A 24,478-nucleotide genomic window follows, 5' to 3' on the forward strand; every position below is an offset into this window, starting at 1 on the left:
GAGCTGCCTCTCTGGCTGAGTTCTCTGGGGTGTCAACGGGCCCGCGGGGAGGCGGCGTCACCCGCTCGGGGCGCCGTCGGTACGTCGACGCGGGGGCCGTCGCGTCGTTGACGAAGTTACCAACCGATTGGTAGTTTCCGCAAGCATGACAGGGATCAGCGGATGGGCCCGCTACTGGGCACGGTTCGGTGCGGACCGCCCCGCGCTGCTCGCGGACGACGGGGGTCGCACCTGGGGCGAGCTCGAGCGCGGATGCGCCGAGGTGGCCGCCGGCATGGTGGCCGTGGGCATCGCGCACGGCGACCGCGTGGGCGGGCTGATGCGCAACGCGCCCGAGCACTTCGAGGTCGTGCTGGCCTGCGCGCGGATCGGTGCCGTGTTCGTGCCGCTCAACCCGCTGCTCACCGCCGCCGAGCTGCGAGACATCGCCGGGGACGCGGACCTCGCCGCGGTCGTCACCGACACCGGCTTCCTGCCGGTGCTCGGTGTGCTGGAGGAGCTCGTCGGCGCCGAGCGCATCTTCTTCGTCGGCGACGTGCCCGAGCAGGGCCGGGGGCTCGCCGAGCTACGCACCCACGGCGCGCTGGGGCACGACCTCGACGTACGCGCCGACGACCCCCTGATGATCTGCTACACGAGCGGCACGACGGGCCGCGCCAAGGGCGCCGTCCTCACCCACGCCAACATGGAGGGCGTCGCCGCGAGCGCGATCGCCGTCGACGCCCTCGGCTTCCGCGACCGCGCGGTCGTCACCGTGCCCCTCGCCTTCACGGGGGCCGGTGTCTCGTTCGCGATCCCGTTCCTGCGCTGCGGCGGCTCGATCCTCATCCGCGACTCCTTCGACCCGGCCCGGCTCCTCGACGACATCGAGCACCGCGGCGTCAGCTTCGTCGGGGTCGTGCCGGTGATCCTCGAGCGGCTCGCCGCCCAGCCGGACTTCGCCGAGCGGGACCTCAGCGGGCTGCGGGTCGCCAAGGTGGGCGGGGCGGCGGTGCCCGAGCACCTGCTGCGCACCTACCACGACCGCGGCGTGGGGCTCGTCAACGCCTACGGCCTCACCGAGGGCTCGGGCCTCAACCTGGAGCTCCAGGCCCACGAGGCGCTGCGGCGGCTCGGCTCGGTCGGCCTGCCGCTGTGGGGTCAGGAGGCCCGCGTGCTCGACCCGTCCGGCCGCACGTGCGCGCCTGGGGAGCCGGGCGAGCTCGTGCTCGGCGGCAGCTGCGTGCTGCAGGAGTACTGGCGCAACCCCGCTGCCACCGCCGACACGATCCGCGACGGCTGGCTCCACACGGGGGACCTCGCCACGACCGACGAGGACGGCTACGTCCGGATCGTCGACCGGTCGAAGGACATGATCATCTCGGGCGGTCTCAACGTGTACCCGGCCGAGATCGAGTCCGTCCTCGCCGGCCACCCCGACGTCGTCGAGGTGGCCGTCGTCGGCGTCCCCGACGAGCGGTGGGGCGAGACCCCCGTCGCCTGCGTCGTGAGCGCCAACCCCGACCTCGACCTCGCCGACCTGACGACGTACGTCGCGGGCTCGCTCGCGACGTACAAGAGGCCGACGCGGCTCGAGCTGCGGAGCGAACCGCTGCCGCGGGGGATGAGCGGCAAGGTGCTGAGGCGGGAGCTGCGCTCCGCCCTGGTCGACCGGTCGTCGGCCGCGGTGGCGGGAGCCGGGTCGTGAGCGCCCCGCTGGAGGAGGGCGACCCGCTGCAGGTCGAGCGCATCGGGCCCGTCACGGTGCTCACACTGGCGCGTCCCGAACGCCTCAACGCCCTCTCACACGGGATGCTCCGGCGACTGGGGGAGGTGCTGGACGGGCTGATGTACGACTACGAGCAGCGGGTGGTGGTGCTGGCCGGGGAGGGGCGCGCCTTCTGCGCGGGCATGGACCTCAAGGGCCAGGCCGACGGCGCGCGCTGGGTGGACGGGGTCGGCGCGATCCAGACGACCTACGCCATCCAGGAGGTCGTGGCGCGTGTGATCACGCGGCTGCGGGACGTCCCGCAGCCCGTCGTGGCGGCCGTGCACGGCATCGCCGCGGGCGGCGGGCTGTCGCTCGCGTGTGCCGCCGACGTGCGCGTCGCCGAGCCCGGGGCGCGGTTCAGCGCGGCGTTCGCCCGGCTCGGCGTCTCCGGCGGCGACATGGGCTCGTCGTGGTTCCTGCCGCGGATCATCGGGTTCGAGCGGGCGGCCGAGGCGCTCTACACCGGACGGGAGATCGGCGGCGAGGAGGCGGAGCGGATCGGGCTGGTGGCCCACCTCGTGCCTGCCGGGCGGGCGCGGGCCGAGGCCATCGCGATCGCGGAGCGCATGTGCGAGGTCGCGCCCTTCACGACCCGCATGACGAAGTCGTTGCTCAACGCCTCGCGTGACGGGGTCGCCCTGCGGCACCACCTCGAGCTCGAGAACCGCACCCAGGTGATGATGACGGCGACCGACGACTTCCGCGAGGCGTGCGACGCCTTCGGCGAGCGCCGCCCCGCCGCGTTCCGGGACCGGTGATGGACGCGCGGCCGGCGGAGGCCGCCGGCCCCGACGGGCTGCTCACGTGGTTCAACGATCTCCCGGTCATCCGGTGGATCGGCGTCGAGTGCGTCGACGTCGCGGTGGGTCGCGTGCGGGCGCTGCTCCACGTGCGTCCCGAGCACCGCAACCCCGGCGGGGCGGTCAACGGCGGCGTGCTGCTGGCCGCTGCCGACGTCGTCGCCGGGGCCGCGGTGACCTCGACCGGACCGCCCGGCACCGGCGCGGCGACCACCGACCTGACGATGCACTTCCTCGCGGCCGCCGTCGAGGCCCCGCTCCGGCTGGAGGCCGAGGTGCTCCGGCGGGGGCGGGGCAACGGCGTACCGCACGTGCGCATCTCCGACGCCGACGGCCGCCTCTGCGCCGTTGCGACGGGGACGTGGGTGGTGCGGGAGTCCGGGTGGTCAGGGACTACGACAGGCTGCCCGCCCCGTACGCCTCCCGGAGCCGCGCCTTGACCACCTTGCCGGTCGGGTTCACGGGCAGGGGATCAGCGACGAGCACGATCTCCTTGGGACGCTTGTAGTCCGTCAGCCGCACCGTGCAGTGCGCGCGCAGGGCGTCCACCCCGAGCGTCGACCCCGGCCGGGGCCGCACGACGGCGACGACGCGCTCGCCCCACCGCTCGTCCGGTACGCCGATGACGGCGGCCTCCGCGACGTCGGCGAGCTCGTGGAGCACGTCCTCGACCTCGGCCGGGTAGACGTTGTAGCCGCCCGTGATCACCATGTCCTTGAGGCGGCCCGTGACGTAGAGGTAGCCCTCGTCGTCCCGCCGCCCGAGGTCGCCGGTGCGCAGCCAGCCGTCGACGACGGCGCGCTCGTCGGGCCGCTCCCAGTAGCCGGCCATGACGGCCGGTCCCGACACGCAGATCTCGCCGATCTCGTCGGGTCCCGCCTCGCGGTCGCCGACGAGCACCCGCACGTCGCTGTACGTCAGGGGTCGGCCGATCGAGCCGACCTTGCGCACCGCGTCCTCCGGCATCAGGCAGGTCGAGAAGCCGCACGACTCGGTGAGCCCGTAGCCCTGCACGAAGACGTCGAGGCCGCGGGCGCGGTAGCGCTCGATGAGGCTGACGGGCATGGGGGCCGCGGCCGAGAGCACGCGCTGGAAGCAGGTGAGGTCGAGGTCCGCGAAGGCCGGGTGGTCGAGGAGTGCCGTGAACACGGTCGGCACGCTCGCCATGTAGGTCGGGCGGAAGGTGCGGACCGCATCCGCGATCGTCTCCGGGGTGCCCGCCGTGAGGAGCCGCAGGGTGCAGCCCAGGTGCAGGAACGGCAGCACCCCGGCGAGCATCGCCCCCGAGACGCTGATCGGCAGCGAGACCAGGGGGCGGTCGTCGCGGTGGAAGCCCAGGTCGACGGCCAGCGACGTCGCGACGGCCGCGATGTTGCGGTGCGTGATCATCGCGCCCTTGGGCAGCCCGGTGGTGCCCGATGTGTAGAAGAGGCCGGCCGTGCTCGTCTCGTCGAAGTCCGCCACGGGGAACGGCGCCGCCGGTGCGTCGGCCGCGGGCCACCCGGCGCCGTCGGTGCTGAGCACGACGAGGTCGCCGTCGACGGTGCCCTGCAGCGCGATGGCACGGTCGACGGCCACCGCCTGCGTGACGAGCAGCCGGGGTCGGCTGTCCCGCACGAGCGCGGCGACCTCGCGGTCGGCGAGCCGCGGGTTGAGGGGCACGTAGACCGCCCCGAGCCGCAGCACGGCCAGCATCGCGGGCAGGTACTCCGCCCCGTTCTCGTGGAGCACCGCCACCCGGTCGCCGTGCCCGATCCCGTGGTCGCGCAGCACGTGGGCGACCTGCCACGTGCGGCGCTCGAGCGCGGCGTACGTGATCGTGCGGTCGTCGAGCACGAGCGCGGGCTTCTCCCCGAAGCGGTCGGCGTGCCGGGTGATCCAGGTGGCGACCCCGGGCCGGTAGGCGAGGGCCGCGACGCTCACAGCCCGACCTCGGCGGCCAGCGCCTTCATCGCGACCTGGTCGCGCAGCTCCATGAGCACGACGGTGCCGACGGGGGAGTCCCGCCACAGGCGCAGCCGCTCGCGGATGCGACCCGGCGGCCCGATGAGCGACGTGCCGTCGACGAGCTCGTCGGGGATCGCGTCGACCGCCTCCTCGCGGCGGCCGGCGAGGAACAGCTCCTGCACCTCAGCGGCCACGTCGCCGTACCCCGCCCGCGTGATCGCGTCGACGTGGAAGTTGGTGCCCTTGACGCCCATGCCGCCGACGTACCAGGCCAGCGGCTCCTTCGCCCGCCGGAATGCCGCGCCCAGGTCGTCGTCGACGAACGTGTTGACCATGGCCGCGATCTCGAAGCCCGGGCGGGCGCGGGCGAGCACGTCGCCGTACGCCGCGGTGAAGCTCTCCACGTGCACGAACGCCGGGATCCACCCGTCGCCGATCTCCAGCGCCAGGTCGACGTTCTTCGGTCCCTGGGCGCCGAGCAGCACGGGGATGTCGGGGCGCAGGGGCTCGGTGATGAGCCGCAGCGGCTTGCCGAGGCCGGCGCCGCCGGGGTGGGGGAGCGGGTAGAACTCGCCGTCGTGGCGGACGGGCTCGTCGCGGGCCCAGATGGCGCGGAGCACCTCGACGTACTCCCGGGTGCGGGCCAGGGGCCGCGGGAACGGGCGGCCGTACCAGCCCTCGACGACCTGGGGCCCCGAGACCCCCAGGCCGAGCCGGAGGCGCCCGCCGCTGAGGGCGTCGAGCGTCATCGCCGCCATCGCCGCGTTGGCCGGGGTGCGGGCGTCGATCTGGCAGATCGAGGTGCCGAGCCCGATGCGGGAGGTGCGGGCGGCGTACCAGGTCAGCGGCGTGAGCGCGTCCGACCCGTAGGCCTCGCCGATCCACACCGAGTCGTAGCCGAGGGACTCCGCGGCGACGACGGCCGCGGAGTCGTCCACGGGACGGCGCTGCCAGTAGCCGAGTCCGATGCCGAGCTTCAGGTCCGTGACCACGGTGGTCCTCCCAGGCGACGACGGTGTCTGTGCCCTGCACCCTAGTCAACCATTCGTTTGGTTGTATAGCGTCACCGGCGAGCGACCGGTGCCGGTCGCCGAACGAGGAGGTTCGAGGGCCATGGACATCGGTGGGGCGATCGCGCACTGGGCGCAGCGGCGGCCGGAGGAGCCCGCCGTCCGCGACGACGACGGCGACCTGACCTGGCGCGGGCTCCGCGACGCCGCCGGGGCCGAGGCCGCGCACCTCGCGCGGCTCGGCGTCGAGCCTGGCGACCGCGTCGGCGTGGTGATGGCCAACTCCCGCGCCTTCTGCGTCGCCGTGCTGGGCACCGTGGCCGCGGGCGGCATCGTCGTGCCGATGAACCACCGGCTCCACCCGCGGGAGATGGCCGACCAGCTCGCCGACGCGGGGGTGCGGGTCGTGCTCCACGACGCGACGTACGCCGCGGCCGCGCGCGAGGTGGGGACGGCGCTCGACGTGTCGCTCCACGAGGTCGTGCTCCCCGGGCCCGTCCCCGACGACGCGGAGCGCGTGCACCGGTCGCGCGAGCTGGACGACGTCGCCGTGATCCTCTACTCCTCGGGCACGACGGGCCGTCCGCGCGGGGCGGCGATCACCCATCGCGCCATCCTGACGATGGCGCACGACCGCATCGTCGACGACGGGTGGTCGCGGGACACGGTCACCTACGTGCCCTACCCGCTCGCCTTCGCGGCCGGCCTGCTCGCGTCGTGGCTGGCCACGGCGGTCGCCGGCGGCCTGCTCGTCACCGATGCGGCGTTCGATCCGGGGCGGGCGCTGCGGCGCTTCGCCGAGGACCGCGTCACGGTGCTCCTGGCCGTGCCGGCCGTGTGGCAGGCGATCGTCGCGCACCCCGACGTGGCGAGCACCGACGTCTCGTCGCTCCGCACGGCCTCCTCGGGTGGCGCCATGGTCACGCCCGAGCTGATGGCGGCGTGCCGCGACCGCGGGATCCTGCTGTCGCAGGGCTACGGCCTCACCGAGTGCTCGGGCGTCGCGACCGCGCTGCGGCCGGCCGAGGTCGCCACCCGGCCCGGCTCCGTCGGGCGCACGATGATGCTCACCGAGACCCGCATCGTCGGGCCCGACGGCGTCGACGTGCCCGACGGCGAGCCCGGTGAGCTGTGGCTGCGGGGGCCGGCGATGATGGCCGGCTACTGGCGCGACGGTGCGCCCGACCCGGCGTCGCTGACCGACGGCTGGGTGCGCACCGGTGACCTCGCGACGCGGGACGCCGAGGGCTACCTCGCGATCGTCGACCGCATCAAGGACCTCATCATCACGGGCGGCATCAACGTCGTGCCGGCCGAGATCGAGCGGGCGCTGGACGCGCTGCCCGGCGTCGTCGAGAGCGCCGTGGTCGGGGTGCCGCACGAGCGCTGGGGCGAGACGCCGTGGGCCGTGGTCGTCACGGACGCGGACCATCCCGACCTCACGCCCGCCGACGTCGAGCGCGCCCTGCGCGAGCGCCTGGCCGGCTTCAAGATCCCCAGCCGCATCGAGGTGCGCCACGAGCCGCTGCCGCGCAGCGCCAACGGCAAGGTGCTGCGACGGCGCCTGCGCGACGCGGCCCTCGACGGCCCGCCCGCGGCGGAGGGAGAGGAGCGTCGGCAGCAGGTCGTCGACCTCGTCGAGCGCTACTTCGCCGCGGTCAACGCCCGCGACTGGGACGCGTTCCGGGACACGCTCCACCCCGAGGTCACGATCCGGCAGGGCGACCTGCTCGAGGCGGCGGGGATCGCGAGGGTGACGCGGCTCTACCAGGCGATCGTCGCGCAGTGGGACGAGCACGAGGACCGTCCGACCCGCGTGCTCGTCGACGGCGACACCGCCGCCGTCGAGATCACCTTCACCGGACGGCGCCCCGACGGCACGCCCGTCACATTCCCCGCGATGGACGTGCTCACCGTCGAGGACGGTCGCGTGCGCCGGGTGTCGACCTGGTACGACACCGACGTCGTGGTCCCGCTCGTCACGGGCCGGGCGGGCTGAGCGCGCTCCCCACGGAAGCCTGTCCGGCGTCGTCGAACCGCAGCTCGCTGAGGCCGTCGCGCGGAGGCACCTCGATGCGGAGCGCCACCGACGCCTTCTGCTGGCTCCACTTGACGACGTCGAGCAGGAGCTCGGCGATCTCCGCCTCGCTGAAGTGGCGGCGCACCTCGGCACGCAGGTCGGGGCCGGCCGACGCGGGGTCGAGGATCACGGCGTCGGTGAGGCGGAGCGCGGCCTTGGCGCGGTCGGGCAGGTCGCTGGTCGGCCAGGCGTCGATCTTCGCGGCGGTCGCCTCGTCGAGGTCGTCGACCGCGTCGACGTCCCGCACCGAGCGGCACAGCCGGCAGTCGTGCACCCGGGCGCAGCGCAGCCGCACGAGCTCGGTGACGACCGGGTCGAGGTGGCGCTGACGCATCGCCGTACCGGCGAAGTCGGCGACCGCGTGGTCGACGGGGGTGCCGTACTTCGGCACCGACGGGTCGGTCGGCAGCGGGATGCGCGGGCCGCTCACGCGAGTACCGCCGCGGCGACGTGGTCGACGCGGGCGCCGAGGTCGACCGCCCAGACGGCGTTGCACAGCTCGTGGAGGGCGATCGGGTCGAGGTGCTCGAGCAGGGCGTCGACCTCCGCGTCGCCCATCCCCGACACCGCGAACACGAATTGCTCGACGAAGCCGAGCAGCGCCCGCTGGGCGTCGTCCACGGTCGGCGACGTCGCCCAGTCGTCGAGCGCGTCCCAGGTCGCCGGCGGTACGTCGCGGCCCGCGTCCGCGGGCAGCGGCAGTCCCAGCAGCGCGTGCACGCGGTGCCGCACGAGCGCGAGCGTGGTCGCGTCGATGGTCGCGGCGACGACGCGGTCGACCTCGGCGAGCGCGGCCACGGTGGCGGGTGCCAGCCGCCCGAGGGCCGCCCGTCCCGGGTGCGTCACGGCTGGCCGCCGTCGACGGTGAGGATCGAGCCCGTCGTGTAGGAGGACAGGTCGCTGGCCAGGTAGAGCGCCGCGCCGACGATCTCCTCGGGCTCGCCGCCGCGCTTCGCGGCGAAGCCCTGGGCGCGCTGGGCGAACGCCTCGGCGTCCCAGGACTTGCTGATGTCGGTGAGGAACGTGCCGGCCATGATCGCGTTGACGCGGACCGACGGGCCGAAGGTGTGGGCGAAGCCGACGGTGAGGGCGTTCAGCCCGGCCTTCGCCGCGGCGTACGGGAGGATGTGCGGCTTCGGGTGCACCGCCCCGGCGCTCGAGATGTTGATGATCGAGCCGCCCTCGCCCGCGGCCATCCGCGTGCCGACGAGCGCGGTGAGGCGGAACGGGCCCTTGAGGTTGACGTCGAGCACCTTGTCGAAGAGGGCCTCGGAGACGTCGGTGACCGTGTCGTAGAGCGGCGACATGCCCGCGTTGTTGACGAGCACGTCGATGCGGCCGAAGGCGTCGTAGACCTCGTCGACGAAGCCGTCCAGGGCCTCCCACTTGCCGACGTGCGCCCCGAGGCCGAGGGTGCGGCGTCCCGTGAGCTCGGCCAGCTCGGCGGCGAACTCGACGCAGGCGTCGCCGTTGCGGCTCGCGATGACGACGTCCGCGCCGGCGCGGGCCAGCCCGATCGCCATGGCGCGGCCGAGGCCGCGGCTGCCGCCCGTCACGACGGCGACGCGGCCGGTGAGGTCGAAGCGGGGGGTGTCGTTCACGGGTTCTCCTCGACGGGTCGGCGGTGTGCACGAGGTGTGCACGAGAGGTGCACGAGGTGGGCCGATTGACCGTGCGATCGATCGGTACAGGTTGACGCGGACGAATCTATCAGTATGGTGATCATAGTTATCATCCACTCGGTGTCGCGGGCCGGCACCTCAAGACCCAGGGGGCCACGTGCTGGGTTTCCATTTGACCCCGGAGCAGCAGCAACTGCGAGAGCTGGCCGCCGAGGTCGCCCGCGAGGTGTATGCGCCCAAGGCCGAGCAGTGGGACCGTGACCGCACGGCCGTGCCGGCCGACGAGGTCACGCGTCTCGCCGACCTCGGCTTCCTCGGCATCGCGATCCCGGAGGAGTACGGCGGCCACGGCGGCACGCTCCTCGACGCGCTGATCGTGCAGGAGGAGCTCGCGAAGCAGTGCCGTCCGGCCGCGTTCCAGGTGTTCGAGGCCAACGTCGGCCCGTGCCGCGTGATCGAGTTCTTCGGCACCGAGGAGCAGAAGCACCACTACCTGCCGAAGGTCGTCAGCGGCGAGGTCACCATGGCGATCGGCATCTCCGAGCCCGACGCGGGCTCGGCGGCGACCGACATGAAGACGCGGGCGCGGCGCGAGGGCGACGAGATCGTCATCACCGGCAACAAGCGGTGGATCTCCAACGGCGGCCACGCCGACCACTACCTCATCTACTGCCGGCTCAACGACGACCCGGGCGCCAAGGGCATCGGCGCCGTCATCGTCCCGGCGGACACCCCCGGCATGTCCTTCGGTGCCGGCGAGAAGCTCATGGGCTTCCGCGGCATCCCCAGCGCCGACATCTACCTCGACGAGGTGCGCGTGCCGGCCTCGAACGTCGTCGTCGACGCGGGCGGTTTCCACAAGCTCTTCGGCGTCTTCTCGATCGAGCGCCTCGGCAACGCGACGATGTCGCTGGCCATCGGCCAGGCGTCCCTCGACCGCACGGTGGCCTACGTCGAGCAGCGCCACCAGTTCGGCCGGCCCCTCGTGGAGTTCCAGAACGTGCAGATGACGGTGGCGACGATGGCGACGCAGGTCGAGGCCGCCCGCCTCCTCATCTACCGCGCCGCGGTCAACGGCGGCACCGGCCTGCCGGTGCCCTACGAGGTGTCGGTGGCGAAGTGCTTCGCCAACGAGATGGGCAAGCAGGTGTCCGACCTCGCCATGCAGATGCACGGCGGCAACGGCTACTCGGAGGAGTACGGCATCGAGCGGCTCCACCGCGACTCCCACGGCTGGGCGATCGCCGGCGGCACGCCCGCGATCCAGCGTGTGAGGATCGCCTCCGAGCTGTTCGGCCGCAACTTCAACCAGCGCCCCCCGGAGGTGATCGCGCAGTGAGCGAGACGCCGCTCTTCCAGCTGCCCGCCCGCTACCTCGACCTGCAGGAGGAGGCGCGCAAGCTGGCGCTGGCCTGCGAGGACGTCGCGGCGCGCGCCGACGAGGCCGACCGCTTCGACCCCGACGTGCGCGAGCGGCTCGCCGCCTCCGGGCTCACCCGGGTCGCCGTGGCGGCCGAGCACGGCGGTCGCTTCGAGAAGGTTGACTCCCTCGCGGTGACGGTGGTGCGCGAGGCGCTCGCCGGCGTCAGCGGGCACCTCGACTCGATGTTCGCGATGCAGGGCATCGGCTCCTTCGCCGTGTCGGTCGCGGGCTCGCCCGCGGTCCAGCAGGCGTGGCTGCCCAAGGTCGCCACGCTGGAGGCGGTGGCCGCCATCGGTCTCACCGAGCCCGACGTCGGCTCCGACCTGCGCGCCATCACCACGACGGTGGAGCAGGACGGCGACGAGCTGGTGCTCAACGGCCACAAGTCGTTCATCACCAACGCGCCCGACGCCGACTTCTTCGGCATCCTCGCCAAGGAGGGCGACGACTACTCGCTCGTCCTCGTGCCGGCGGCCACGCCGGGCGTCACCGTCACCACCCCGCACCAGATCGTCGCGCCCCACGTGCTCGGCGACGTCGTGCTCGAGGACGTCCGCGTCCCGCTCGACCACCGGCTCGGGGAGCGCGGGCAGGGCTTCCGCCTCATGCTCGCCACCCTCGCCACCTTCCGCGTCTCCGTCGCCGGTGCGTCCGTCGGGCTCGCCGAGGCGGCGCTGCGCGAGGCACTCGGCCACGCCACGACCCGCGAGCAGTTCGGTGGTCCGTTGGCGCGGCTCGGCGGCGTACCGGCTGCCCTGGCGACCTGCGCGATCGAGATCGAGATGGCGCGCTCGCTGACCTACCGGGCGGCCGCGACCGCGGCGCAGGACCCGATGGCCGGGCTCAACCTGTCGTCCATGGCGAAGGCCGGGGCGACCGAGGCGGCCGGCCGCGTCGTCGACCGCTGCGTGCAGGTGATGGGCCGCTTCGGCCTCGTGCGCGGCGGAAAGATGGAGCGCCTCTACCGCGAGGCCCGACCGATGCGGGTCTACGAGGGCTCCACCGAGGTCATCCTCGACTCGGTGGCGAAGAAGCTGGTCAAGGACTACACGGCAGGTGCCTGGTGATCGTCGACTGCCACCTCCACGTCTGGCCCGACCACATCGCGCGGGCGATGCAGGAGCAGCGCCCGGCGGGCATGAAGCTGCAGTTCGACGGCACGCTGGACGGCCTGCTGCGCACGATGGACGAGTCGGGGATCGACAAGGGCTGCGCCCTCGGTGTCGGGATCAAGGCGTCGGTCGTCGAGCGCACCAACGAGTTCATCGGCACCGTCCCGCGCGACCGGCTCGTGCCGTTCGGCACGGTGCACCCGGAGCTGTCGGTGGAGCAGAACGTCCGGTCGCTCAAGGACAACGGGATCGTCGGCGTCAAGCTGCACCCGCTCTTCCAGACGGTGTCGCTGGCGGACCCCCGGGTGCACGACATCCTCGCCGCGCTCAGCGACGAGGGCATGCCGGTGATCACCCACGTCGGTGCCGGCGCGGACCCCGAGGCCAACGAGCGGGGCGCCCCGGTGCTGCTCCGCCGGCTCGCGGACGCGCTGCCCGACCTCAAGCTGATCGCGTGCCACTACGGCGGCTACCACCGCCTCGACGAGGCGGAGGAGCACGTCGTCGGCTCGTCCGTCACCCTCGAGACCTCGTGGCCGCCGACCATGGCCGAGCTCGAGCCGGAGAAGGTCGTCGCGCTGATCCGTCGGCACGGCGCGGACCGCGTCGTCTACGGCTCCGACTGGCCGATGGCCGACCCGGCGGCGGAGATCGCCGCGATCCGCAACCTCGGGCTCACGCCCGAGGAGGAGGAGGCCGTGCTCGGCGGCAACCTCGCCCGTCTCCTCGGCCTGTGAGCACCGCGGCGTACGTCGTCGGCGCCGTCCGCTCACCGGTCGGTCGCCGCGGCGGCGGGCTCGCCGGCGTGCACCCGGCCGACCTGGGCGCCCACGTGCTGCGCGCGCTCGTCGAGCGCACCGGGGCGCCGGCGGACGCCGTGGACGACGTCGTCTGGGGATGCGTCGGCCAGGTCGGTCCGCAGGCGTCGAACGTCGGCCGCACCACGGTGCTGTCCGCCGGCTGGCCCGAGTCGGTCCCCGCGATGACGGTCGACCGGCAGTGCGGCTCCTCCCAGCAGGCGCTCCACCTCGCCGCCCAGGCGGTGCTGTCCGGCACCCAGGACCTCGTCGTCGCCGGCGGCGTCGAGGTGATGAGCCAGGTCCCGATCGGCTCGCCCACGATCGTCGGCGTCGAGGCGGGCATGGCCCACCCGCGCGGGGGCGCGGGCTGGGCGGAGCGGTACGGCGCGCAGGAGGTCTCGCAGTTCCGCGGCGCCGAGCTGATCGCCGAGCGCTGGGGACTCGCCCGCGACGCCATGGAGGCCTACGCCGTGGAGAGCCACCGGCGGGCCCGGGCGTCGTGGTCGGCGGGGGAGCACGCCGCGGAGGTGGTCCCGATCGCCGGGCTGGCCACCGACGAGGGCCCACGCCCCGACGCCACGCCCGAGCGGCTCGCCGGACTGGCACCGCTGCGCGAGGGCGGGCGGATCACCGCCGCGCTGGCCAGCCAGATCTCCGACGGCGCCGCGGCAGTCCTCGTCGCCTCCGAGTGTGCGGTCGCGCAGCACGGCCTGACGCCGCTCGCGCGGGTCCACACCCTGACCGTGGTCGGGTCCGACCCGGTGCTCATGCTGACCGGGCCGATCCCGGCGACCGAGCGGCTGCTCGAGCGGTCCGGGGTGGGGATCGACGAGATCGGCACCGCCGAGGTCAACGAGGCCTTCGCGAGCGTGCCGATGGCCTGGCTCGCCGCGACGGGCGCTGACCCGGCGACCACCAACCCGCAGGGCGGCGCGATCGCCCTGGGCCACCCGCTCGGTGCCTCCGGCGCCCGGCTCGTCACCACCCTCGTGCACCGCATGCGGCGGGAGCGGCACCGCTACGGGCTCGTCGTGATGTGCGAGGGCGGCGGGATGGCCAACGCGACGCTCCTCGAGCGGGTGTGACCACCCGGGCCACGGCGGGCGCGGCGGTCGCCCGCCCGGGAGCCGCCCGGGGTGGCGACACCGGCCTCGTCGTCTGCCTGGCCTTCGCCGCCCTCACCGGCGCCATCGTCGCCGGGCTCGGCAGCCCGATCGTGTGGGAGGTCGCGCAGGACCGGGACGTCAGCATCCCGGACGCGCAGTGGGGCCTCATCGTCACGCTGGTCGTGGGCGTGGTGGGCACCCCGGTGCTGTCCCGGCTCGCCGACGGGCGCCTGCGCAAGCAGCTCCTCATCGGGGCCCTGCTCCTCGTCGCGGCCGGCAGCGCGCTCGCGCTGGTCCCCACCTTCCCGGCGCTGCTCACGGCGCGGGCGTTCCAGGGCTTCGGCTACGCGATGGTGCCGCTGACGGTCAGCATCGCGCGCGAACAGCTCCAGGGGCTCGTGCTGCTCCGCACCCTCGGTGTCCTGTCCACGAGCGTCGCCGTCGGCGTGGGGCTCGGCAACCCGGCCATCGGCCTGTGCGTCATGGTCGGCGGCTATCCCGCGGCGTTCGCGCTCGCGGTCGTCGTGGCCGGCGCCGCGGCGTACTGGGTGTGGCGCCGCATCCCCGTCTCCGGCGACGCCGTGGGGGAGGTGCGGGTCGACTGGCCCGGCGCGCTGCTGCTGGGCGGCGGGCTGACCGCGGCGCTGCTCGTGGTCGCGCGCGGGGACATCTGGGGCTGGACGTCGGCCCCGGTCGTGGGCCTGGCGCCCGTCGCGCTCGTGCTGCTGGTGCTCTGGGTCGTCGTCGAGCTGCGGGTCGCCGCGCCGCTCGTCGACCTGCGGCTCACCTGCGCGCGGGGCGTGCTCGGGGTGAACCTGGCGGCGTTCCTCCTCGGGATCGGGGTGTTCGGCGGCGTGACCGTCGTGATCCTCGTCGTGCAGCGCCCCGTCGACACCGGGGTCGGTCTCGGGCAGTCGGTGTTCGTCACCGGGCTGCTCATGCTGCCGATGGCGCTCGCCAGCCTGTTCTCGCCGCCCGGGGCACGGTGGCTCGAGGCCCGCATCGGGTCGCGGGCGGTGCTCGCGCTGGGTTCGCTCCTCGTGGCCGCGGGCTTCGCGGTCTTCGCCGTGCTGCACGACGCGTGGTGGCACGTCGCGCTGATGATGCTGGTGATGGGCGTCGGGATCGGGGTGGCCTACTCGGTGATGCCGGCCCTCATCGTGGCCCGCACGCCGGAGCACCGCACCGCGAGCGCGACGGGCATCAACCAGGTGCTGCGGCTGATGGGCGGCGCGGTGGGCTCGGCGGTGACCGCGGCGGTGCTGTCGACGCACACGCCGGCGGGGGCGGTGCACCCGACGGTGTCGGGGTACGTCGCCGCGGCCCTCTTCTCCTGCGGCGGCGCCGTCGTCGCCGCGGTGCTGGCCTGGGTGCTCCTCCCGGCGCGCCCCCGTCCCTGACCCCGTCCCTGACCCGGCCCCTGACCCCAGCCCCGACACGAGTCGTGGCCCCAGCGCCACGGCCAACGCGGCGCTGGGGCCACGACCGGGCCCGGGGGTGGTGCGGGGGACTACTTGGCCGTGAGGCCGCCGTCGACCGGGATCGTCACGCCGGTGACGTAGCTCGACATGTCGCTCGCCAGGAACAGCGCCACCTGGGCGATCTCCTCCGGCTGCGAGGCCCGGCCCAGCGGGATGGTGGAGAAGAACGCGGCCTTGCGACGCTCGATCTCCTCCGGGTCGTCGATCCGGAAGAAGCCGGGCAGGCCCGGCGTCTCGACGGAGCCCGGGGCGATCGCGTTGACGCGGATGCCGTCGGCCGCGTGGGCCAGGGCCATCGAGCGCACGAGGGCGATGACGCCGCCCTTGGTGAAGGAGTACATCGGGCTGAACGGCGAGCCCACGAGGCCCGACGTCGAGCTGGTGAAGATCACCGAGGCGCCGCCGGCGGCCTTGAGGGCGTCCATGAGGTAGCCCGACAGGAAGAAGCTGGCGCGGCCGTTGATCTCGAGGCCGAAGTCCCACTCCTCCTCGGTGAGGTCGAGGCCGGCGGCACCGGGGATGCCCACGTTGTTGTAGAGCACGTGGAGCTTCCCGTGGTCCCTCGTGACGCCGGCGGCGACCTCCTGGAGGGCGCCGAGGTCGCGCACGTCGACGGCGGCGTACTCGGCGCTGCCGCCCGCCGCCTCGATCCCGGCGACGGTGTCCTTGGCGGCGGTCTCGTCGAGGTCGACCACGATGACGTGGGCGCCCTCACGGGCGAAGGCCTCGGAGCCGGACCGGCCCATGCCGGACGCGCCGGCGGTGACGAGGGCGACCTTGTCCTTGAGCAGCATGGTTGTTCTCTCCTGGTTCGGGGTTCGGGGTGGGGTGTGGGGGTCGGTGGGGGCTCAGGTGAGCGCGGGAGCGGGAGCCGTGACGAGCTGCTCGGCCAGCGCCCACGCCTGGCGCGTCGCGAACACGAGGCGCCGGGGCGCGTAGGCGTCACCGAGCACGTGGAGCTCCGGTACGTCGCCGGAGACGCGCAGCTCGTCGTACAACGCCGGGTCGGCGACGCTGCCGCAGGCGAGCACGACGGAGTCGAAGGCGAAGTCGTGGACGCGCTCGCGCCACGAGTAGACGTGGCGCGTCGTCACGTGGTCGCGGTCGATGCGCACGACCTCCTCCATGAAGGTCATCCGCACGTCCTGGGCGTCGAGCCGGCCCAGGATGCCGCCGATGATGTAGCGCCCCAGCAGGGGCGCGGGCTGGTGGGTGGCGTAGACGACGTGCACGTCGTGCCCGGCCACGGCGAGGTGGTCGGCCACCGTGAGCGGGGCGACGTGGTCGTCCTGCGCGATGACGAGCACCCGGCGTCCGGGGCTCACACGTCCGGCGAGCACGTCGCGGACGTCGAGCACGTGCTCGGCCTCCACGCCGGCGATCTCGGGGCGACGCGGACCGGCGCCCGTCGCGACCGCCACCACGTCGGCGCCCGCGCCGCGCACGGCGTCGGCGGTGACCCGCTCGCCGAGCCGCACGGTGACGCCGAGGTCGGTGAGGCGGCGCACCTGCCAGTCGAGGTAGGCGCCGTAGTTCTCGTGGCGCGGCGCCTTCGCGACGTAGCGGAGCTGGCCGCCCAGCTCGGAGTCGGCCTCGCGCAGCTCGACGCTCATCCCGCCCTCGGCGGCGAGCGCGGCCAGCTCCATCCCGGCGGGTCCGCCGCCCACGACGAGCAGGCGGCGACCGGGCACCGGGTTGGCCCACGGCTCCTCGTCCTCGTGGCTCGTGCGCGGGTTGACGGCGCAGCCGAACGGGAGGTTCTCGACGTAGCGGCGCGAGATGCACTCGTTGCCGCCGACGCAGGGCCGGATCTCGGCCGCCCGCCCGGCGCGGGCCTTCGCGAGCAGGTCGCCGTCGGCGATGTGCGCGCGGGCCATGCCGACGACGTCGGCGTGACCGGCGGCGAGCACCTGCTCGGCGACGTCGGGGTGGTTGATGCGTCCGGTGTGCACGACCGGCAGGGACACCGCGGCGCGCAGCTGGCCGGCGAGGTCGGCGAACTGCGCCGGGTCGTAGTAGGTCGGCTGGATGTAGCTGGGGTTGCCCCACGGGCTGCCGACGACGCCGTGGACGTAGTCGATGAGGCCGGTGGACTCGAAGTGCTGGGCGAGCTCGATGCCGTCGGCCACGCCGTACCCCTCCGGCACCTCCTCGCGGATGTTGAGCCGGATGCCGACCGTCATCGACGTGCCGACCACGTCGCGGATCGCGCGGAGGCACTCGGTGGCGAAGCGGGCGCGGTTCTCGAGCGACCCGCCGTACGCGTCGTCGCGACGGTTGGTGAAGGGGGAGAGGAACCACTCGTGCAGGTCGTCGTGGTTGAGGTGCAGCTCGACGCCGTCGGCGCGCCCCTCCATCGCGAGGCGCGCGGAGTCGGCGTACTCGGCCACGAAGGCGTCGATGTCGTCGGTGTCCATGACGTGCGGCATCAGGTTGATGACCGGGGCGCTCATGACGTTGGACGCGCCGTGGGGCATGCCGCCCTGGTGCACCATCTGCACCGTCACGGTCGAGTCGAGCGCGTGGAGCGCGTCGCAGTAGGCCTGCACGCGCTCGACGAAGAACGGGAGCCGGAAGAAGCCCAGGGTCGCGGCCCCCACGCCCGTGGGCTCGAAGCCGGGGATGAGGTGGTTGCGCACGTGGGTGGAGAGCGAGCCGACCCAGGCGGGGCCGTCGTCGCGGCACCGCTCGACGAAGTAGGCGATGTTGCGGGCCGCCTCCTCGTCGGTGCCGTAGATGTTCCCGATCGCGGACGCGTGCGGCGGCAGCATGACCCGGTTGCGCAGCTGCATCGTGCCGACGGTGATCGGCGAGAAGATGTGCGAGTACGTCGTCGTGCCGCCCACCGTTTCCCCTTCGCTCGCGCGCCGCCCCGAGGCTCGCGCCGGTTGATGTGCATGATTATTATGGTCCGGGTCACGTTAGGACGGATCGCCGCATCCCGCAACGGGGAGCGCCGGCGGGCGCCGAGAAGCACGACGAAGGGGAGCCACGATGACCTACGTCATCACGCGCAGCTGCTGCAACGACGCCTCGTGCGTGCCGGTCTGCCCGGTGAACTGCATCCACCCGACCCCCGACGAGCCCGACTACGGCACCGCCGAGATGCTCTACATCGACCCCGACGGCTGCATCGAGTGCGGCGCCTGTGTCGATGCCTGCCCGGTGAACGCGATCGCGGCCGACTACGAGCTCGAGGGCGACGCCGTCCGCTTCGAGGAGATCAACGCGCGCTACTTCTCCGACCCCGCGCACACGGGGTACGACGAGACGCCGCCCGCCCCGCAGCGCCGCGACTGGAGCGCCGTCGCCGGCCCGCTCCGGATCGCCGTCGTGGGCTCCGGACCGGCGGCGTTCTACACCGCGGAGGAGCTCCTCTCCCAGCGCGGTCTCGACGTGGCCGTCGACATGTTCGAGCGCCTGCCCGCGCCGTACGGGCTCGTGCGCTACGGCATCGCCCCCGACCACCAGGACACGAAGGCCGTCGGCGACGCGTTCGCCACGCTGCTCCGCAAGCAGGGCCTCCGGCTGTTCCTCGACACCGAGATCGGCGCCACGATCACCCACGAGCAGCTCGCGGAGCGCTACCACGCGGTGGTGTACGCCGTGGGGGCCATGCAGGAGCGCCGGCTCGGCATCGACGGCGAGGACCTGGCGGGCAGCCGCTCGGCGACGGAGTTCGTGGCCTGGTACAACGGCCACCCCGACTTCGCCGACCGCACCTTCGACCTCTCCACCGAGCGCGTCGTCGTGCTCGGCAACGGCAACGTCGCGCTCGACGTGGCCCGCGTGCTGACGCAGGACCCCGACGCGCTCGCCCGCACCGACATCGCCGACCACGCGCTCGAGGCGCTCCGGGCCTCGAAGGTGCGGGAGGTCGTCGTCGTGGCGCGCCGCGGCCCGGCCGAGGCGGCCTTCACGAGCCCCGAGGTCATCGGGCTCAAGGGCGCCGAGGGCGTCGCGTTGGCCGTCGACGGCGCGCAGGTGGCGGGCCTGGACTCCGACGACGTGGCCGTCGCGACGAAGCTGGAGCTGCTCCAGGAGATCGCGGACGGCGACGACGGCGGCGCCGGTCCGGACGACCGGGTCGTGCGGTTGCGGTTCCTCTCCTCGCCGGTCGCGCTCGTCGGCGACGACCGCGTCGAGGCCGTGCGGCTCGAGCGCACCGAGCTCGTCGCCGACGGCGACGGCTACCGCGCCGTCGGCACCGGGGAGGTCGAGGAGCTGGAGTGCGGCCTCGTGCTCAAGGCCGTCGGCTACCGCGGTGCCCCCGTGCCCGGGGTGCCCTTCGACGAGGTGCGCGCCGTCGTGCCCAACACCGACGGACGCGTGCACGTGGACGGCGAGCAGCGCCCGGGCCTGTACGTCGCGGGCTGGATCAAGCGCGGCCCCTCGGGCGTCGTCGGCACCAACAAGGCGTGCGCCCGCGAGACCGTCGACGCGCTGCACGCCGACGCGGTCGCGGGCCGACTGCCCGTCCCGACGGTCGACGCCGACGTCGCCGAGCTCCTCGACGCCCCGCTGGACGTCGCCGGGTGGAAGGCGCTCGACGCCCACGAGCGCGGCCGCGGTCGCGAGCAGGGCCGCCCCCGGGTGAAGGTCGTCGACCTCACGGAGATGCGTTCGGTCGCGCGCACCGGGGCCTGAGCCCCGGCCGTCAGTAGGTCGTGCGGCGCTGCACGACCGGCCGGTCGATCCCGGCGCCGATCTCCTCCAGCTCGGCGACGGTCTTCGCGGAGCCGTGCTCGGAGCCGGCCATGCGGGAGATGGTCTCCTCCATGAGGGTGCCGCCGAGGTCGTTGGCGCCGGCCTGGAGCATCAGGCGGGTGCCCTCGACGCCGAGCTTGACCCAGCTGGTCTGGATGTTGGAGATCCGGCCGTGGAGCAGGATCCGCGCCAGCGCGTGCACGGCGAGGTTGTCGCGCAGCGAGGGCCCCGGGCGGGCGACGCCCGCGAGGTAGATCGGCGCGGAGGAGTGCACGAACGGCAGCGGGACGAACTCGGTGAAGCCCCGGCGCCCCTCGGCCAGGGAGAGGTCCTGCACGCCCTTGAGCACGTTGAGGTGCCCGACCCAGTGCCGCGGGTTGTCGACGTGGCCGTACATCATCGTCGAGGTCGTCGGGATCCCCACGCGGTGCGCGGTGGAGATGATCTCCACCCAGGTGGCGGTGGGGAGCTTGCCCTTGGTGAGGATCCAGCGGACCTCGTCGTCGAGGATCTCCGCGGCGGTGCCGGGGATGGAGTCGAGGCCGGCCTCGCGGGCCTTGATGAGGAAGTCCTCGAACGACAGCCCGGTGCGGGTCGACCCGTTGAGGATCTCCATCGGCGAGTAGGCGTGCACGTGCATCTCGGGCACGCGGGCCTTCACCGCCCCGGCGATGTCGAAGTACGCCGTGCCGGGCAGCTGGGGGTCGATGCCGCCCTGCATGCACACCTCGGTCGCGCCGAGGTCCCACGCCTCCGCGGCCCGGTCGGCGACCTGGTCCAGCGACAGGGAGTAGGCGTCGGCGTCGGTGCGACGCTGGGCGAACGCGCAGAAGCGGCACCCGACGTAGCAGACGTTGGTGAAGTTGATGTTCCGGTTCACCACGTAGGTCACGTCGTCGCCGACGGTCGCGCGGCGCAGGTCGTCGGCCAGCTGGGTGACCGCGCGCAGCAGGTCGCCCTCAGCCGTGATGAGCGTCAGTGCGTGCTCGTCGGAGAGGTTCCCGGGGTCGCGCTCCGCAGCGGCCAGGGCGTCGCGGCCCTCCGCCAGGTTGACGGCCGGGGCTGCGGCCCCGGTCCCGGTCGCGGTCCCGGTCGCGGTCTCGGGGGTGGGTACGGCGCGGCGGATCTCCGACCAGTCGCCGTACACGGAGTCGAAGTCGCTGCGTCGGTCCTCGCTGCGCCCGGTGGTGTCGACCTCGGCGTGCAGGTCCACCCGGCCCCGGCCCGCCGCCTCGAGCGAGGGGTCCGGCTCCTGCCAGGGCGCGCCGACCGGACGGACCTCGGGGATCGCCAGCCCGTCCTCCCGGGCAAGCGCGGCGACGTGGCCCGCGACGCGGGGGTCGAGCCAGGGCTCCTCCCGGGTGAGCGAGCCCACGACGTACTCCGGGTGCACCGTCAGCCGCGGCTCGAGCGTGAAGCCGCACTCGGCGGTGATCGCGCGGAGCCGGTCGAGGGAGGGCCAGGGCCGCTCAGGGTTGACGTGGTCGGGGGTGAGGGGCGAGACGCCGCCCCAGTCGTCGACGCCGGCGTCGAGCAGGGCGCGGCACTCCGCGAGGTCGACGAGGTTCGGCGGCGCCTGCACGCGCGCCTTCGGGCCGAGGACGATCCGGGTGACGGCGATCGCGGCGCGGTACTCCTCCAGGTCGAGGTCGTCCGTGTGGCGCATCGCGGTGTCCGGCTTGGCGCGGAAGTTCTGGACGATCACCTCCTGCACGTGACCGTAGGTCCGCGCGATCCGGCGCAGCGCGAAGATCGTCTCGGCCCGCTCCGTGAGGTCCTCCCCGATGCCCACGAGCAGTCCCGTGGTGAACGGGATGGCGAGGCGCCCGGCGTCCTCCAGCGTCCGCAGCCGCACCGCCGGGTCCTTGTCGGGGGAGCCGAAGTGGGCCAGGCCCTTCGTGGTGAACAACCGCGTCGAGGTCGTCTCCAGCATCATCCCCATCGACGGGGAGACCGGCTTGAGCCGGTTCATCTCCTCCCACGTCATGACACCGGGGTTGAGGTGGGGCAGCAGCCCGGTCTCCTCCAGCACGTGCACCGCCATCGCGCGCACGTAGGCCAGCGTCGAGTCGTAGCCCTGCTCGTCGAGCCACGCCTGCGCCTCGGGCCAGCGGTCCTCCGGCCGGTCGCCGAGGGTGAAGAGCGCCTCGAGACAGCCGAGCGCCGCGCCCTCGCGGGCGATGTCGAGGATCTCGTCGGGGGAGAGGTACGGCGCGCGCCCGGCCCGCGCCGCCTGCCCCGGCGTCTCCACGAACGTGCAGTAGTGGCAGCGGTCCCGGCACAGCCGGGTGATCGGGATGAAGACCTTGGGCGAATAGGTGACGATGCCGGGCCGGCCGGCTGCGACCAGCCCGGCGTCGCGCACCCGTGCTGCGACGGCGGTCAGGCGGTCCAGGTCCTCGCCGGTGGCCGCGAGCAGGGCCGCCGCCTCGGGCACGTCGAGGCTGGCGCCCCGCTCCGCCCGGGCGAGGGCGCGGCGTACCTGCTGGGGAGTCGGGGCAGCGAGGTCGGCAGTCACCGTGCGAGCCTAGTCAGCGTCCAAGATCATGTAAATGATCCGCATGGATTCGGGCGGGTCAGAGGCCGAGCATGCGGCCGATGATCTCCTTCTGGATCTCCGTCGTGCCGCCGTAGATCGTCTGGATCCGGCTGTCGACGAAGGCCTTGGCGATGGGGTACTCCATCATGTAGCCGTAGCCGCCGTGCAGCTGCACGCCCTTGTCCACGAGCTTGGTCTGCAGCTCGGTGGTCCACCACTTCGCCATCGACGCGAGCGTCGTGTCGACCTCGCCGCGGTTCAGCTTCATCACCGTGTCGTTGACGAAGACGCGGGCGATGTGGACCTCGGTCGCCATCTCGGCGAGCGTGAAGCGCGTGTTCTGGAACTTGGAGATCGGGCGGCCGAACGCCTCCCGCTCCTTCGCGTAGTCGAGGCTCAGCTTGAGGATGTGCTCGCAGGCCGCGACCGCGATCGCCGCGATCGAGACGCGCTCGCGGGGCAGGTTGTTCATCAGCGAGATGAAGCCGGAGCCCTCCTCGCCGAGCAGGTTCTCCTTCGGCACGACCACGTTGTCGAAGAACAGCTCGGCCGTGTCCTGCGCCTTCATGCCGACCTTGTCGAGGTTGCGGCCACGGGTGAAGCCCTCCATGCCGTCCTCGACCACGAGGAGGCTGATGCCGTTGTGGCCCGCGTCGGGGTTGGTGCGGGCCACGACGATGACGATGTCCGCCATGATCCCGTTGGAGATGAACGTCTTCGAGCCGTTGAGCACGTAGTGGTCGCCCTTGTCGACGGCGCTCGTGCGGATGCCCTGCAGGTCGGAGCCGGCGCCCGGCTCGGTCATCGCGATGGCGGTGACGATGTCGCCGGAGACGCAGCCGGGGAGCCAGCGCTCCTTCTGCTCCTGCGTGCCGAGCTCGAGGATGTAGGGGACGATGATGTCGTTGTGGAGCGGGAAGCCCAGGCCGCTCGCGCCGATCTTGCTGATCTCCTCGACGACGACCATGTTGTAGCGGAAGTCGTCGAGACCGAGGCCCCCGAACTCCTCCGGCACGTCGAAGCTGAGCAGGCCCGTCGCCCCGGCCTTGCGCCAGACCTCGCGGTCCACGATGCCGTCGGCCTCCCACTGCTCGTGGTACGGCGCGACCTCCTTCTCGAGAAACGCGCGGACGGTCGCGCGGAAGTCCTCGTGCTCGGTCTCGAGGATCTCGGCGGCACTGGCAAGGGACATGCTGGCTCCTGAGGTACGGCGACGTGACACCGCAACTGTTACAGCGAAACTGTCACGGTGCAAGCGGGGGCGGGTGACGAACCGCGCGGCGGATTGCCTCGCGCTCGTGACAGACCTACTGTCACGGTCGTGAGCCCGTCCCCCGAGCCGTCCGCCCCGACCGACGACGCCGAGCCGTCCGCGCTCGGCGACGGCGGCCTGCTCACGATCGACGAGCTGTCGGCGAAGGCCGGCACGACGGTGCGCACGACGCGCTACTACGCGAGCCTCGGGCTGATCCCGCCCCCCGAGCGCCGGGGTCGGGTGGCCTACTACGGCGACGTCCACCTCGCCCGGCTCGAGATGGTGCGGGCGCTGCAGGACCACGGCTTCACGCTGCAGGCGATCGAGCGCTACCTGACGTCGCTGCCGCCGGAGGCCACGACCGAGGAGCTCGCCCTGCAGCGGGCCATGCTCACCTCGTGGACGACGCAGCCGCCCGAGCGGCTCACCCGTCGCCAGCTCGACAAGCGCGCCGGGCGGGTGCTCTCCGACGACCAGGTCGCGGTGCTCATCGAGCTGCAGGCCGTGGAGCTCGACGACGACGGCGCCCGCTACCTGGTGAACCCGGGCCTGCCCCTGGCGCTCGAGATGTTCGACCTCGACCTGCCGCTGGAGTCGATGGTGCAGGCGACCGCGGCGATCGACCGCCACATGCGCTCGCTGGCCGACGAGCTCACCGAGATCCTGCGCACCCAGGTCGTGCGGCCCTTCCGGGCCGAGCAGCACACCCCCGAGGAGGCGGCCCGCATGGAGCGCACCGTCTCGTCCCTGCGTCGCGTCACCCTCGAGGCGGTCGTCGTGGGCTTCCAGCGCGCGGCCAACGAGGTCATCCAGCGGTCGCTGCGGCGTCGCTAGCCGACCTGGCTG

At 73.3% G+C, this 24,478-nt stretch carries 20 protein-coding genes; 11 read left to right on the forward strand and 9 right to left on the reverse strand.

What is annotated here, in order from left to right; all coding sequences use genetic code 11:
* Nucleotides 1–145 precede the first annotated feature (145 nt).
* The 3 genes from PIR53_00300 to PIR53_00310 are packed head-to-tail and all read left to right on the forward strand — an operon-like array spanning nucleotide 146 to nucleotide 2,990.
* Nucleotides 146–1,687, forward strand: a complete 1,542-nt coding sequence (locus PIR53_00300; protein WZH52457.1) for an AMP-binding protein — start codon at nucleotides 146–148, stop codon at nucleotides 1,685–1,687.
* On the forward strand, nucleotides 1,684–2,508 hold the full coding sequence (locus PIR53_00305; protein ID WZH52458.1) for an enoyl-CoA hydratase-related protein: 825 nt from the start codon (nucleotides 1,684–1,686) through the stop codon (nucleotides 2,506–2,508). The genes PIR53_00300 and PIR53_00305 overlap by 4 nt, the downstream gene beginning before the upstream one ends.
* The gene (locus PIR53_00310; protein ID WZH52459.1) at nucleotides 2,508–2,990 is read left to right on the forward strand and encodes a PaaI family thioesterase; all 483 of its coding nucleotides are present in this window, start codon (nucleotides 2,508–2,510) and stop codon (nucleotides 2,988–2,990) included. Before PIR53_00305 ends, PIR53_00310 begins: the two co-directional genes overlap by 1 nt.
* On the opposite strand, the gene PIR53_00315 is transcribed toward PIR53_00310, so the two are convergent.
* Together PIR53_00315 and PIR53_00320 are read right to left on the reverse strand one after the other, a co-directional pair.
* On the reverse strand, nucleotides 2,944–4,473 hold the full coding sequence (locus tag PIR53_00315) for an AMP-binding protein (GenBank protein ID WZH52460.1): 1,530 nt from the start codon (nucleotides 4,471–4,473) through the stop codon (nucleotides 2,944–2,946). The two genes, PIR53_00310 and PIR53_00315, sit on opposite strands and share 47 nt — an antisense overlap.
* Nucleotides 4,470–5,489, reverse strand: coding sequence for an LLM class F420-dependent oxidoreductase (locus tag PIR53_00320; GenBank protein ID WZH52461.1), 1,020 nt, complete (start codon nucleotides 5,487–5,489; stop codon nucleotides 4,470–4,472). The genes PIR53_00315 and PIR53_00320 overlap by 4 nt, the downstream gene beginning before the upstream one ends.
* 121 nt (nucleotides 5,490–5,610) lie before the next feature.
* Between PIR53_00320 and PIR53_00325 the strand changes: the two genes are divergently transcribed.
* Complete coding sequence (locus PIR53_00325; GenBank protein WZH52462.1) at nucleotides 5,611–7,506, forward strand: AMP-binding protein; 1,896 nt, start codon at nucleotides 5,611–5,613, stop codon at nucleotides 7,504–7,506.
* On the opposite strand, the gene PIR53_00330 is transcribed toward PIR53_00325, so the two are convergent.
* Genes PIR53_00330 through PIR53_00340 form a run of 3 tightly spaced genes read right to left on the reverse strand, consistent with a single transcriptional unit; the run spans nucleotide 7,487 to nucleotide 9,188 of the window.
* Nucleotides 7,487–8,017, reverse strand: a complete 531-nt coding sequence (locus PIR53_00330) for a hypothetical protein (protein ID WZH52463.1) — start codon at nucleotides 8,015–8,017, stop codon at nucleotides 7,487–7,489. The genes PIR53_00325 and PIR53_00330 overlap by 20 nt on opposite strands.
* Nucleotides 8,014–8,433, reverse strand: a complete 420-nt coding sequence (locus tag PIR53_00335; protein WZH52464.1) for a hypothetical protein — start codon at nucleotides 8,431–8,433, stop codon at nucleotides 8,014–8,016. The genes PIR53_00330 and PIR53_00335 overlap by 4 nt, the downstream gene beginning before the upstream one ends.
* Complete coding sequence (locus PIR53_00340) at nucleotides 8,430–9,188, reverse strand: glucose 1-dehydrogenase (GenBank protein WZH52465.1); 759 nt, start codon at nucleotides 9,186–9,188, stop codon at nucleotides 8,430–8,432. Before PIR53_00340 ends, PIR53_00335 begins: the two co-directional genes overlap by 4 nt.
* Nucleotides 9,189–9,366: 178 nt before the next feature.
* Here PIR53_00340 and PIR53_00345 point away from each other — a divergent pair, with 178 nt between their 5' ends.
* The 5 genes from PIR53_00345 to PIR53_00365 are packed head-to-tail and all read left to right on the forward strand — an operon-like array spanning nucleotide 9,367 to nucleotide 15,050.
* Nucleotides 9,367–10,548: an acyl-CoA dehydrogenase family protein gene (locus tag PIR53_00345; protein WZH52466.1), complete on the forward strand. Its 1,182-nt coding sequence runs from the start codon at nucleotides 9,367–9,369 to the stop codon at nucleotides 10,546–10,548.
* The gene (locus PIR53_00350; protein WZH52467.1) at nucleotides 10,545–11,699 is read left to right on the forward strand and encodes an acyl-CoA dehydrogenase family protein; all 1,155 of its coding nucleotides are present in this window, start codon (nucleotides 10,545–10,547) and stop codon (nucleotides 11,697–11,699) included. The genes PIR53_00345 and PIR53_00350 overlap by 4 nt, the downstream gene beginning before the upstream one ends.
* Nucleotides 11,696–12,481 carry an amidohydrolase family protein gene (locus PIR53_00355; protein ID WZH52468.1) on the forward strand — a complete coding sequence of 262 codons (786 nt, stop codon included), beginning with the start codon at nucleotides 11,696–11,698 and terminating at the stop codon, nucleotides 12,479–12,481. The genes PIR53_00350 and PIR53_00355 overlap by 4 nt, the downstream gene beginning before the upstream one ends.
* Entirely contained in the window at nucleotides 12,478–13,629 is a 1,152-nt protein-coding gene (locus tag PIR53_00360; protein WZH52469.1) for an acetyl-CoA C-acyltransferase, read from the forward strand. Before PIR53_00355 ends, PIR53_00360 begins: the two co-directional genes overlap by 4 nt.
* Entirely contained in the window at nucleotides 13,626–15,050 is a 1,425-nt protein-coding gene (locus PIR53_00365; protein ID WZH52470.1) for an MFS transporter, read from the forward strand. The genes PIR53_00360 and PIR53_00365 overlap by 4 nt, the downstream gene beginning before the upstream one ends.
* Before the next feature lie 110 nt (nucleotides 15,051–15,160).
* Here the strand turns inward: PIR53_00365 and PIR53_00370 are convergent, their stop codons facing one another.
* Both PIR53_00370 and PIR53_00375 read right to left on the reverse strand, forming a co-directional pair.
* Nucleotides 15,161–15,925, reverse strand: coding sequence for an SDR family oxidoreductase (locus tag PIR53_00370; GenBank protein WZH52471.1), 765 nt, complete (start codon nucleotides 15,923–15,925; stop codon nucleotides 15,161–15,163).
* 54 nt (nucleotides 15,926–15,979) lie between these two features.
* Nucleotides 15,980–17,977, reverse strand: a complete 1,998-nt coding sequence (locus PIR53_00375) for a hypothetical protein (protein WZH52472.1) — start codon at nucleotides 17,975–17,977, stop codon at nucleotides 15,980–15,982.
* Nucleotides 17,978–18,125: 148 nt separating this feature from the next.
* Here PIR53_00375 and PIR53_00380 point away from each other — a divergent pair, with 148 nt between their 5' ends.
* A complete protein-coding gene (locus PIR53_00380) occupies nucleotides 18,126–19,778 on the forward strand; it encodes an FAD-dependent oxidoreductase (GenBank protein ID WZH52473.1) in 1,653 nt (550 codons plus the stop codon).
* Nucleotides 19,779–19,788: 10 nt separating this feature from the next.
* Here the strand turns inward: PIR53_00380 and PIR53_00385 are convergent, their stop codons facing one another.
* On the reverse strand, nucleotides 19,789–22,356 hold the full coding sequence (locus PIR53_00385) for a bifunctional FO biosynthesis protein CofGH (protein WZH52474.1): 2,568 nt from the start codon (nucleotides 22,354–22,356) through the stop codon (nucleotides 19,789–19,791).
* Between the two features lie 58 nt (nucleotides 22,357–22,414).
* On the reverse strand, nucleotides 22,415–23,569 hold the full coding sequence (locus tag PIR53_00390; protein ID WZH52475.1) for an acyl-CoA dehydrogenase family protein: 1,155 nt from the start codon (nucleotides 23,567–23,569) through the stop codon (nucleotides 22,415–22,417).
* Nucleotides 23,570–23,698: 129 nt separating this feature from the next.
* Here PIR53_00390 and PIR53_00395 point away from each other — a divergent pair, with 129 nt between their 5' ends.
* The gene (locus tag PIR53_00395) at nucleotides 23,699–24,466 is read left to right on the forward strand and encodes a MerR family transcriptional regulator (protein ID WZH52476.1); all 768 of its coding nucleotides are present in this window, start codon (nucleotides 23,699–23,701) and stop codon (nucleotides 24,464–24,466) included.
* Nucleotides 24,467–24,478 lie beyond the last annotated feature (12 nt).

It is taken from the genome of Nocardioides alkalitolerans, from assembly GCA_038184435.1.
Classification (GTDB): Bacteria; Actinomycetota; Actinomycetes; order Propionibacteriales; family Nocardioidaceae; genus Nocardioides; species Nocardioides alkalitolerans_A.

Coding starts and splice junctions, on each gene's coding strand:
- PIR53_00370 (WZH52471.1), bottom strand. CDS start 15,925: ATGCTGCTCAAGGACAAGGTCGCCCTCGTCACCGCCGGCGCGTCCGGC.
- PIR53_00325 (WZH52462.1), top strand. CDS start 5,611: ATGGACATCGGTGGGGCGATCGCGCACTGGGCGCAGCGGCGGCCGGAG.
- PIR53_00310 (WZH52459.1), top strand. CDS start 2,508: ATGGACGCGCGGCCGGCGGAGGCCGCCGGCCCCGACGGGCTGCTCACG.
- PIR53_00380 (WZH52473.1), top strand. CDS start 18,126: ATGACCTACGTCATCACGCGCAGCTGCTGCAACGACGCCTCGTGCGTG.
- PIR53_00390 (WZH52475.1), bottom strand. CDS start 23,569: ATGTCCCTTGCCAGTGCCGCCGAGATCCTCGAGACCGAGCACGAGGAC.
- PIR53_00300 (WZH52457.1), top strand. CDS start 146: ATGACAGGGATCAGCGGATGGGCCCGCTACTGGGCACGGTTCGGTGCG.